The sequence below is a fragment of the Chryseobacterium proteolyticum genome (genome assembly GCF_046591535.1).
Taxonomy (GTDB): domain Bacteria; phylum Bacteroidota; class Bacteroidia; order Flavobacteriales; family Weeksellaceae; genus Chryseobacterium; species Chryseobacterium proteolyticum.
In genome coordinates this window covers 169,152-181,345 of record NZ_JBJLWK010000004.1, presented here as the reverse complement: position 1 = coordinate 181,345, position 12,194 = coordinate 169,152, and the positions used below count along the sequence as shown (strand labels likewise).

At 37.0% G+C, this 12,194-nt stretch carries 8 protein-coding genes and 1 pseudogene; 8 read left to right on the top strand and 1 reads right to left on the bottom strand.

Annotated elements, in window-relative coordinates; genetic code table 11:
• Nucleotides 1–304: 304 nt before the first annotated feature.
• From ACJ5H0_RS16615 to ACJ5H0_RS16585, 7 genes and pseudogenes are all read left to right on the top strand, one after another.
• Nucleotides 305–1,380 (top strand): annotated as a pseudogene (locus ACJ5H0_RS16615) (DNA polymerase beta superfamily protein).
• A 158-nt stretch (nt 1,381–1,538) separates the two neighbouring features.
• Complete coding sequence (locus ACJ5H0_RS16610) at nt 1,539–2,738, top strand: hypothetical protein (RefSeq protein ID WP_411250672.1); 1,200 nt, start codon at nt 1,539–1,541, stop codon at nt 2,736–2,738.
• A gap of 194 nt (nt 2,739–2,932) precedes the next feature.
• Nucleotides 2,933–3,448 (top strand): DUF2975 domain-containing protein, encoded by a 516-nt coding sequence (locus ACJ5H0_RS16605; protein WP_273647279.1) that lies wholly within the window; start codon nt 2,933–2,935, stop codon nt 3,446–3,448.
• A 1-nt stretch (nt 3,449) separates the two neighbouring features.
• Nucleotides 3,450–3,653 (top strand): helix-turn-helix domain-containing protein, encoded by a 204-nt coding sequence (locus tag ACJ5H0_RS16600; protein WP_040995723.1) that lies wholly within the window; start codon nt 3,450–3,452, stop codon nt 3,651–3,653.
• Nucleotides 3,654–3,858: 205 nt separating this feature from the next.
• Nucleotides 3,859–4,731, top strand: a complete 873-nt coding sequence (locus ACJ5H0_RS16595) for an ABC transporter ATP-binding protein (RefSeq protein ID WP_411250669.1) — start codon at nt 3,859–3,861, stop codon at nt 4,729–4,731.
• Nucleotides 4,732–4,733: 2 nt separating this feature from the next.
• The gene (locus tag ACJ5H0_RS16590; RefSeq protein WP_411250666.1) at nt 4,734–6,533 is read left to right on the top strand and encodes an ABC-2 transporter permease; all 1,800 of its coding nucleotides are present in this window, start codon (nt 4,734–4,736) and stop codon (nt 6,531–6,533) included.
• 340 nt (nt 6,534–6,873) lie between these two features.
• Nucleotides 6,874–7,902, top strand: a complete 1,029-nt coding sequence (locus tag ACJ5H0_RS16585) for a M1 family aminopeptidase (RefSeq protein ID WP_411250663.1) — start codon at nt 6,874–6,876, stop codon at nt 7,900–7,902.
• A 70-nt stretch (nt 7,903–7,972) separates the two neighbouring features.
• On the opposite strand, the gene ACJ5H0_RS16580 is transcribed toward ACJ5H0_RS16585, so the two are convergent.
• The gene (locus ACJ5H0_RS16580; protein WP_345989892.1) at nt 7,973–10,186 is read right to left on the bottom strand and encodes a polyribonucleotide nucleotidyltransferase; all 2,214 of its coding nucleotides are present in this window, start codon (nt 10,184–10,186) and stop codon (nt 7,973–7,975) included.
• 489 nt (nt 10,187–10,675) lie between these two features.
• Here ACJ5H0_RS16580 and ACJ5H0_RS16575 point away from each other — a divergent pair, with 489 nt between their 5' ends.
• Nucleotides 10,676–12,097 (top strand): sugar MFS transporter, encoded by a 1,422-nt coding sequence (locus tag ACJ5H0_RS16575; protein ID WP_172276907.1) that lies wholly within the window; start codon nt 10,676–10,678, stop codon nt 12,095–12,097.
• Nucleotides 12,098–12,194: the final 97 nt, after the last annotated feature.

Genomic DNA, 12,194 nt, shown 5'->3' with positions numbered 1-12,194 from the left:
AAGTTTTAATCCCAATGTACTTTTATAGCATCTTTAATAAATATGTATATTTAATACATTAATTTATTGTTTTGTAGTACAATACATTATATAAGAAAATATACGTTTATAATATACTTTCTCTAAGCAAATATCCATGTATTGATCCACGTTCAATAACAAAATCAAGAATTGAGATTACTTTATTTTTTAGCCTTGCTTCCTTTTTAATTTTCTCTTTATTTTGGAAAATAAACTTTCTAAGAAACTTTTCTAAATAATAGACTATTTTCATTTCTAACTTTCCTAATTGCATCAATGCATTATTGGAAACCATCTGATAAATTCAATCTACTCCCTCATTCCCAAATTTACTACCGATATCGGGCTGGCAACGGAGAGTTCCGACACGGATATAAAAGGAGTTTATTACCTTCCCAAGGAGGATTTCTTTGGATTGAACTACATCCCCCAGATTTCCAATGAGACCAATGATATTACCTATTATGAAATCGGGAGATTTGTAGAATTGCTGCAAAAGAACAATCCCAATATCCTGGAAATTCTGGCAAGTCCGGAAGACTGTATCCTGTACAAACATCCGTTGATGGATCTGCTGAAAACGGAGGATTTCCTGTCAAAACTCTGTAAAGATACCTTTGCAGGTTACGCGGTTTCACAGATTAAAAAGGCAAAAGGTCTTAATAAAAAGATTGTAAATCCGATTGATAAAGAAAGAAATCCATCCTGGATTTCTGTTTTATCCTTGCAGGACAGGGTTCCGTTTCATTGAAAAAATGGTTGCATGAGTTTTCTATATCGGAAGGACAGAATAGTCTCTCACAGGAACAATGCGGATTGGTAAGCATTGATCATACTAAGGGTATGTTTGCTTTATTTTACGATGAATCGGGAACATTGGGATATAAGGGGATTATTCAGAATGAAGATGCAAATCAGGTTTCTGTATCATCTGTTCCTAAGGATGAAAAACCAACTGCTTATCTGTTCTGCAATCTGGATGCCTACTCTGTTTACTGTAAAGACTATAGGGAATATTGGAAATGGGTAGCTGAGCGCAATGAGGACCGTTACAATGTCAACCAGATTCATGGGCAGAACTATGACAGCAAAAACATGATGCACACCATCCGATTACTGCAATCCTGCGAGCATATTCTAAAAACAGGTTCGATGCAGATCCGCGTAGAGAACCGTGATGAGTTACTTGATACAAAAGCAGGAAAAAGATCTTATGATCACGTAATGGAAAAAGCTGAAAACCTGGTCCTTTCTATAGAGCATTATTATCCCAGTTCTAACCTACCAGACACACCGGATCTGGAAAGGACAACTCAGAACCTCATCGAAATCAGGAAAAAGCTATATCATTCAAAATAAAGATCCGGGAGTTGTATAGACTCATAAACCACCAAAAAGAAAATAAGGTTGCCTTTTTCTAAGGCAACTTTATTTAAAGAGATTATCTATTCATTTCGGGTCCTTTACATTTTTACAATTTTTGAGTAAAACAGAAATTTAAATTTGTGAAAAAAATAATGAAAGTAATCTATTTTTTAACGGTTTTCTTGTTAGGCTGTACCATTCAGGCTCAAGATTCATTAGTTACTAAAATTGCTTCACAACATTATCAAATCATAAATTTCGAGAATAATCATTTTTCCGGTGAAGGAATTCGTAACCTGACTGAAACGATTGCTAAACACAAATATGTTCTGATCGGTGAAGACCATCTTAATAATGAGGTCCTGGATTTTACTTCTTATCTTACTCACAATATCAACTTCGACAACTATATTACGGAAGCAGATCAGCTTACCATTGATATCCTTAAAAAAGACTTCGAGAAAAATAAAGAATACCAATCAATTGTTTCCAGCTCTAACGGTAGATTTTCGTTTTTCTCATTTAACAAAGACCATGACCTTCTGGATTATTTTTTCCAAAATAAGAAAAACGTCATAGGCCTTGATCAGATTTATTACAATTCTGATGCAGTGATCTTCAGAGAGCTTATTGCAAGGACATCCAATAAAATAGCAAAAGCAAAATATGAATCTTTACTGAAAGAATCGAATGAGAGATGGAACACGTTCAAATCCGGACAGGGTTATCGGACTATTGATGACAGCAAAAACCAGCCCTATTTGTTTTGCAACGATTTCAGGACCCGTATTGCAGATATTCAAAAATTAGATTTGTCTGAATATGAGCATAAGGCTTTAAACAAGCTGCTACAAAGCAATACAATATATGCTTTGGAAAATAATCAAAAGGGAGACGAATCTCAGTTCCTGAAAATAGCTTCGATGAAGGAAAATCTTCTTGAAAACCAGAACAAAATAATAGGAAAAAGAAATCTTTTCAAGTTTGGAGCCAGTCATGCCGGTAAAGATCAGAGTCTACTGCAAAATAGCCCTGATATAGGAAATGTTGCATTTAATCTTGCCGAAAAAGACCACGAAAAGTCCTTACATATTGCCATTATTCAAAAAAATGGAAAAACAGGATCTTTCTTTGCTGAAAATAATGATGCAGAATACATTCTTTTTCTGAGACCCTTCTATCGCCTGGTTCATAAGGAAAATGAATGGCTCCTCTTTGACCTTACCAAGATCAATGCTGAAATAAAAAAACAAAAGACTTCCGTAAAATCCGGCACCCTAAAAAAACTATTGGCGGGTTACGATTATTTAATTATTATACCCAAAGTAACTGCTCAGAAAATAGTTGTTTAGCACATATGCTGTTTTTATTTACTTTGGGTTCAATACATGTTAATCGAGATCATTCGTAAAAATGGCCCATTAACATTACATTACTCCAAGTCCTGATATATCAGGACTTTTTTATTTTTAAATATTTTTTTTTAATTAATTATTGTTTTACGATAATTAATTATACATTTGCATTATCAATTAATGATCATGCTATGAATCAAACTAAAACTATTGCAAAAATTTTATACTATATCTGCCTGGTATTATCAGGAGGATATCTTATTACAGCACTTTATTCCTTTTTCTGTATGACTACAGGTTTTGCGGTAACTCCTTATAAAGAGGATCAATATTTACATATCAATTATCCTTTTACTGAACAGCCATTTCTCAACATTGAAAACAATTATCCTTACATTATATTCTCTTTCATGGCCGTTTTAGTGACATATGGTATTTTTTTCTGGTTTTCAGCAAAAGTTTTTAAAGTGTTCTTTCAACCGCAACTATTTACGGAGGTTAACATTTTACAATTGAAGAGATTTTACTTGTACAATATTTTCCTTCCACTACCGCTTGTGATCATCGCAAGTTTCTTTACAGAGGTCGAAAGTATTATATGGGGATTGGTTTTTATCCATTTCATGCTAGGAATTTTCTGCCTGTTTCTTGCTAATATCTTCAGGCAAGGGCTACATTTGCAAAACGAACAAGATCTATTTATATAAAATGCCAATTATAGTCAACTTAGATGTCATGCTTGCCAAGCGAAAAATGCAGAGTAAGGAATTGGCAGAAAAATTAGGAATCACGCCTGTCAATTTATCCATTCTGAAAACGGGAAAGGCAAAAGGGGTTCGTTTTGATACCCTCGAAGCTATCTGCAAAATTCTGGAATGCCAGCCGGGAGATATTTTAGAGTATAGAGAATAGTGGTGGAAACGAGATAAAAGATGCATGATATCGGTAAGAAAGCGAAATTGTCCATGACCTTAGCCTTTAGTTTTCACCTATCAACTCACACCCTTTAACTGTCAGCTCATTTTCATTAGTAATTAGATACAACAACTTATTTTTCAACATCATAAAAAAAGCAACGGAAACGTTGCCAGCTATTGTATTATCCAAATTCAAAATCATGAATACATTATCCATTAGCCACCTGAGCCTTACCTATAAAAATGGCTTCCAGGCAATTAAAGACATTTCACTGGAAATAGGAAATGGCATGTTCGGTTTACTGGGTCCGAACGGAGCCGGAAAGTCCTCTTTAATGAAAACCATCGTTGGCCTCCAGAAACCGAGTTCGGGAAATATTATTTTCAATGGTATTGATATTTCCAGGGAGCCTGATTTTATAAGACAAAACCTCGGGTTCTTACCACAGGATTTTGGAGTTTATCCTAAAGTTTCAGCTTACGACTTATTGCATCACATTGCTATCTTAAAGGGAATAAAAGACAACGCCTTTCGAAAAAGACAGATTTCCGGATTGCTGGAAAAAGTAAACCTGTCAGATTTCCGGAACAAAGAAGTCCATACTTTTTCAGGCGGAATGAAACAGCGTTTTGGAGTTGCCCAGGCTTTATTAGGAAACCCTAAAATCATTATTGTGGACGAACCTACGGCAGGACTGGATCCCGAAGAACGCAACCGTTTTAATTCTTTACTCAATGATATCAGCAAGGATGTTATTGTGATCCTTTCTACTCATCTTGTAGAAGATGTCCGGAATTTATGTTCTGAGATGGCTATTATCAATAAAGGAAAGCTTATCCGAAAAGGGAAACCCGGTGACCTTATTTCAGAATTAGAACATAAAATCTGGTCAAAACGGATCAACAGAAATGAATGGGAGGATTATCAGGCAACTCATGAGATCATCAGCCAACAGCTGATCGAAAGGGAACTGTATATCACGACTTTCGCAGCCCATCAACCAAAAGATTTCAATGCTGTTCCTCCTCTTTTGGAACATGTATACTTTCATAGCCTCACTCAAAAACCATAATCATGAACTCATTACTTTTATTTGAAGCCAGACGCAACATAAAGCACTGGCTCAGTTATATTATTGCCTTCACTTTAGTCGTTCTGGGTACATTTTGCGGAAGCCAGTTCAACCTGACTGTCGGAGAAGGTATTTATCTGAACTCACCTTATTCCATCGGGTTTATGGTGGGTATGTTGAGCCTTTCTATTATATTTTTTGCGATTATCTACGCAAGTCAGCAGCTATTTAAGGATTGGGATTCGAAATTTGATATGATCCTGTTTTCTTTACCTCTTTCAAAAAGAACATATCTGCAAGGAAAGTTTCTGAACTATTTCCTGCAAACCTTCCTGAGCTTCCTGTTTTTGATTATTGGCTTTATTCTCGGGCAAAATACAAGGACAGGAAGTGAGATGCAGCCCTATTTCAATCTCTGGTATTATCTATATCCGGTAGTGATTTTAGGATTCATCAACTGTCTCTTAGTCTGTAGTTTTTTATTTTTCATTGCCTACAGTACCAAAAGAAAGCTCCTGGTAGTAACCGGCGGCCTGCTGTTATACGTTCTGTATATGGTTGTATTATTATTTTCCAATTCACCTTTCATGGCGGGAAGCTTACCTCAATCAATAGAGACTCAGCAGCTCTCTGCACTATCTGATCCCTTTGGATTATCTGCCTATTTCCTTGAGGCAAAGGTATTTTCGGTGGCCCAAAAGAACCATTCTATCACTCCTCTTTCAGGATATCTATTGACGAACAGGCTGATTTTTATTGTATTTTCAGGACTGTTCTTATTTTTATCTTATCGTTTATTTTCTTTTACAACCTCTTCAGATAAAGGATCAGGAAAGAAAAATGATCTTTTTTCCGCTCCTTATATTGTGTTGTCGGATTATATTACTGCCGAATCAGATTTTGGATTCAGGGCCTCCTTCAGATCTGTTCTTTCCTTTGCCAAAATCGATCTGATTTACCTTTTTAAAAGTGTTAGCATTATTGCGGTTTCTATATTGCTATTGTTTGCAGTCGGTATGGAAATGTATGCTGAAATTGAAAAAGGAATCCGTTTACCACAAAAGTATGCAAGCTCAGGTCTCATGGCAACAACCATTTCAGAAAATTTCCATCTACTCGGATTGTTGATCATGACGTACTTCATTAACGACCTGTATTGGAGAAGTCAGTCATCAGGATTTATCCTGATCGAAAAAAGCACCCACTTTTCAAAAAATAAATTATCCGGACATCTTCTCTCCGCTAGTATTCTCATTTTCTTTTTTACAGGTATCCTTATCATAGAAGGCCTGACCTTCCAGCTTGGCTACCATTATTTCCATATTGACTGGATTGCCTATTCAGGCACAATCCTTTTCAATACGTTACCATTGCTGTTATTTTCCGGTTTTATATTGCTGATTAATGACTTTAGTAAAAACAGGTTTATAGCATTAGGAATTTCCGTTCTTGTCGTTTTTATTTTTGCAGGCCCGGCTTCGAAAAAGATTATTCCATACCCTTTGCTGAGGATATTTTCAGATTTTAAAGGGGTTTACAGCGACTTTAACGGTTATGGAATCTATACAACAGCATTTGCTGAAAGACTCTTCTTTGGAATAGGTTTGGTTGCGTTTCTATGGATCCTTAACAGATCTGTTGCTACAAAAAAATGGAATAAAAATCGATGGTTGGGTATCGCTATTCTTTTAGCAGCCGGTATTTTTAGCGGATATCATTTTATGAAAGGATACATTCCTCAGAATAAAGAAGAATCAATTACTAAGGCTGTTCTGTACGAAAAAAAAATTCAAGATCTTTGAACAACTCCCTCAGCCTGTAATAACAGATGTCAGCACAGAAATCAAGCTTTTCCCGTCCGAATCTTCTTATATAATTGAAGGGAAATATACTATTACCAACACCACAACCAAAGCTATTGATAAAATTTTATTTAACTTCCATCCGAATCTAAAAATCCAATCTGCTGTTCTTACTACTTCTTCCGAGTCTGTAAAGATCCGTACAGGAACTGCAGCAATACATTTAAACCGGCCATTACAGCCCAATGAGACTGCAACCTTAAATTTCACACTCTCCTATCAATGGTATGCAGTAAACGGACACGATTCATTCAATGCTGTTATTAAAAACGGTTCGTTTATGCGGATAAGCAGATACTATCCAAGTATTGGCTATCAAAAAAGTTATGAACTTCAGGATGAGAAACAAAGAATGGATTATAAATTGGGTAAAACAACTGGCCTTAAGAAACCGGAAGCTCCCGAAATATTCCTGAATGATTTTATTAATCTTACGATGACCGTCTCAACTGAAAAGGATCAGACAGCAGTCGGAACCGGAGATTTAATTAAAGAATGGACACAGGGTAAAAGAAAACATTTTCAATATGCAGCCAAAGGCATTCCATTTCGTTTTGCCGTTTCCTCTGCTGATTATAATCGTAAAAGTGTCAGGTATAGAGGTATTTTGATCAATGTCTTTTATCATGCAAATCATAGTGAAAATGTCTTTCATTTAATTAATAATGCGAAACTGACTTTAGATTATTGTATAGGCAATTTTGGAAAATATCCGTTCCAATCAGTCAACTTCGCTGAAATTTCTTCTTATACAAAAGGTTTTGCAGCCACAGCCTATCCATCAGCGATCTTTATGCCTGAAGACATGATCTTTCATGCGAATATTCATGCAGATAAAAAACAGGATGTAATTAATGAACTGGCAGGACATGAACTTTCCCATTTATGGTGGGGCAACAGCCAGATTGATCCCGATGACAGGGAAGGTTCTGTAATGCTTACGGAAACCTTAGCCATGTATACTGAAATGATGCTGTATAAGAAGATGCATGGAAAACAAAAAATGCTCGACAGAATAGAAATGCATCAGCAGATCTATGATAACGAAAAAGGATTATCAGAAAACAAGCCCATTTACAAAGCAACCGGAGAGGAACCTCATATCGCCTATTCCAAAGGTGCAGTAGCGATGGTGCAACTAAGTGAGCTGCTTGGTGAAGAAAGGGTAAATCAGGCACTCAAGAATTTTCTTTTACATAATCAATACCCTAAAAAGCCTGCAAGTACGGATCTTCTTAAAGAGTTTTACAAAGTATGCCCCGATGCATTTTCTCAAAAAGAAGTTGACCGGTTATTTAAAACTATATAATGAATCAGGATTATCCCAAAAGAAAAATCCCTCTTGTGGAGGGATTTTTTATGCTATTAAAAGCTATATCTTATGCTTCAGTTGAAGGCTTTTCATTTTCCTTTGGCGCTTGCGCTGCAGGTTTACCACCTTCAGGTCTTTCCTGTCTCGGTTTTTGCTCCGGCTTTGGAGGTCTTGGTAATAAAACTTTACGGGATAATTTCATTTTCTTACGGTCATCGTAACCCATAAACTTCACTTCTACTTCATCTCCTTCAGCGTAAGGAACTTTATCAAGACGTGACCATTCGATCTCAGAAATGTGAAGAAGACCTTCCGTACCTTTTGCAATCGCTACAAAAGCTCCGAAATCCATTACTTTCACTACTTTCCCTTTGTATACTTCCCCAACTACCGGTACGAAAGTAATTTCATTGATCTTCGCAACAGCTGCATTGATTTTCTCTCTGTCTGTTCCTGCAATTTCAATACGTCCGATCTCGCCTATTTCTTCAATAGCAATAACAGTATCCGTATCTTTTTGTAATTGTTGAATGATTTTTCCACCAGGCCCGATCACTGCACCAATAAAGTCTTTTGCAATCTCCATAACCACCATTTTCGGTGCATGAGGCTTAACATCAGCTCTAGGCTCAGCAATTGTTTCCGTAATTTTATTAAGGATATGTAATCTTCCGTCTTTAGCCTGCATTAAAGCCTGCTCCATGATATCCATAGAAAGCCCCTGGATTTTAATGTCCATCTGACAAGCCGTGATTCCTTCTGCAGTACCCGTTACTTTAAAGTCCATATCTCCCAGGTGATCTTCATCCCCAAGGATATCGGAAAGTACCGTGAATTTCCCGGATTTAGTATCGGTAATAAGTCCCATCGCAATTCCGGAAACCGGTTTTGTAATCTGTACTCCGGCATCCATTAATGCTAATGTTCCTGCGCAAACAGTTGCCATAGAAGAAGAACCGTTAGATTCCAGGATATCGGAAACAATTCTGATCGTGTATGGATTTTCTTCAGGAATTACAGCCTGTAAAGCTCTCTGAGCAAGATTTCCGTGTCCTACTTCTCTTCTTGAAGTTCCTCTTAAAGGTCTGGCTTCACCTGTTGAGAACGGAGGGAAGTTATAATGAAGGAAGAATTTCTCGTCATAATTCGCCATCACGCTGTCTACCATATTCGCATCTTTTACAGATCCTAAAGTTACAGCTGTTAATGATTGTGTTTCTCCTCTTGTGAAAATTGCGGAACCGTGCGCTCCAGGAAGATAATCAATTTCCGACCAGATCGGACGGATCGTTTTAGGATCACGACCGTCAAGACGGATGTTGTCTTCAAGGATCATCTGACGCATAGCCTCTTTTTCTACATCATGATAATATACTTTTGCGAAAGGTGATACTCTTTCCAGTTCTTCAGGATTATCAACATATTGTGCTAAAAACTCCTCAAGAACAGCTTTGAATTTCTCTCCTCTTTCTTCTTTACCTGAAGGTTGCTTGGCAACTTCGTATACTTTATCATATGTTTCTTTCCACACTTTCTCACGAATATCTTCGTCATGAATTTCGTGGTTGTATTCTCTTTTCGGGAAAGCTTTACCTACTTTTTCAGCAAGTCTTTCCTGAGCTTCAATTTGCTTTTTAATTTCGGCATGTGCAAAGATGATCGCTTCCAGCATTTCCTGCTCAGAAATTTCTTTCATCTCTCCTTCTACCATTACGATCGAGTCTTTGGTAGCTCCAACCATAATATCCAGCTCAGAATCTTTAAGATCTTCATATCGTGGATTGATCGCTAATTTTCCGTCAAATCTTACCACTCTCACTTCAGACATCGGTCCGTTGAAAGGGATATCGGTAATAGCAATTGCAGCAGAAGCCGCCAAACCTGCCAAATCATCAGGAATAGATTGTCCGTCGTAAGAAATCAGGGAAATCATTACCTGAACTTCCGCATGGAAATCTTCAGGGAAAAGCGGACGAAGAACTCTGTCCACCAAACGCATGGTTAAAATTTCCTGATCTGAAGGTCTTGCTTCTCTACGGAAAAAATTTCCAGGAATTTTTCCTCCTGCATAGAATTTTTCTCTGTAATCTACTGTTAATGGTAAGAAATCTACACCAGGATTAGCTTCTTTATTGGCTACAACAGTTGCTAAAAGCATTGTTCCACCCATTTTTACTACTACAGAACCATCAGCCTGTTTTGCTAATTTACCTGTTTCAATAGTGATTTCTCTGCCGTCTGCAAGAGTAATCGTTTCTGTAAACGCTTGAGGTATACTCATAAATAATTTTGTTTAAACACTCCGTATTGAGTGTGATTGATATAAATTCGTCTAAATTTTGTTTGCAAAGATAAACTATTTTCCCGGTAACTGGCACTATAAAAAAGAAAAGAGGCATGGGAAGTAATCAACTATCCTTCAATCACTTATTTGAGCGTCTAAAAAATTGCCTGATCAGAAAAAGCGACAAAGAATTTAAGGATGTTCCTCAACGAATCTATTACTCCTATAACTCTACTTTTCAGCCTTTTATTTTTCAACATCAGTTTATTTTAGTCTTGTTTTTGTCTCAATTAGAGATAATAATTGTATTTAACGATAAAATTAACATAAAAAGCCTCTTAAAAGTTGCAGAAAAAAAAGTTGTTCCCCTATATTTGCCCTGTTTTTTAAATCTATTTTCTTCCGGGAAAAACATATTAAAAAATTCATCTTTTTATAACCCAATGAAGGAGCGTATTATCATCTCTTTCTTTTAAATAAATGTTTATGATTAATAAAGAAGTAAAGTCGCAAAACAGGAATTATACGGTTCCTTTGATCACCATTACCTTGTTATTTTTTATGTGGGGGTTTATTACCTGTATGAATGATATCCTGATTCCTTATCTGAAACAGCTTTTCAGCCTCACTTTCTTTGAGTCTATGCTCGTTCAGTTTTGCTTCTTCGGCGCCTATTTCATCGGCTCATTAATCTACTTCTTTATTTCTATCTCCAAAGGAGACCCCATTAATAAAGTAGGCTATAAAAAAGGAATCATCTTCGGTATTTTCCTGGCAGCTTTCGGATGTATTTTATTTTATCCTGCGGCTACTTTTTCTTATTATCCTTTATTTCTTGGAGCTTTGTTTATTTTAGGATTAGGGTTTACCGTATTACAGATCACGGCCAATGCATATGTTTCTTTATTGGGAAGCGAAGAATCTGCCTCAAGCCGTTTGAACATGACCCAGGCATTCAACGCATTCGGAACCACCATAGCCCCGGTGCTGGGCGGACATCTTATTTTCGAATTCTTCTCGGCTCCGGACGGATCATTCAGTGCCGTAGCCACCAGGATTCCTTATCTTATTTTTGCAGCTATCCTGTTACTGGTTGCCTTACTGATTTCAAGAGTAAAACTACCTTCTTTCCAGACGGCAGAAGAAGAAATCGTAAAAGGTTGGGGAGCATTGGAATTCAGCCATCTTAAATTTGGCGTTTTTGCAATGTTCTGCTATGTAGGAGGAGAAGTTGCTGTGGGCAGCTTTATCATCAGCTTCCTGGAACAGCCCCAGGTAATGGGTTTTAATGAAATCATCAGTAAGAATTACCTTTCCCTGTATTGGGGAGGTGCTATGATCGGCCGTTTTCTTGGTGCTATTTCATTGAACCAGTCTATCAGTCAGGGAAGAAAAGCCATTTATATGGCAGGTGCCGCAAGCTTGGTTTTCCTGGTGATCTTCAGTATCGTTAATCTTACATTTTCGCAGATCAGCTTTTTCCTTGTATTTATTGTACTTAACTTCGTTGCATTCTTTGTAGGCAAAGCTGCTCCTGCAAGGACACTATCTATTTTTGCCGCTGTAAATGTCGCATTGCTCATCTCAGCAATGGTCAATCATGGTGAACTGGCGATGTACAGTATTTTAGGAATAGGAATTTTCAATTCAATCATGTTCTCCAATATTTACACGCTTGCTATTTCCGGGCTGGGAAAATACACAAGCCAGGGATCATCTTTAGTAGTTATGGCAATTCTGGGAGGTGCTATTGTTCCTATTTTCCAGGGATACCTTGCTGATCAGTTCGGAGTACAACATTCCTTTATCATTCCTGTATTCTGTTATCTGGTTATCCTTATTTTCGGAGCTTACTGCACCCGGTATCTGGGACATGTGAAAAGCACGGAAGCAAAGTCAGGGCATTAATTAAAATACAGAATAAAATAATACGGCTTCATTTAAAATGATCCATTTCACAGTAAAGGAATATTTTAAATGAAGCTTTTTTTGTGAGCATATATAC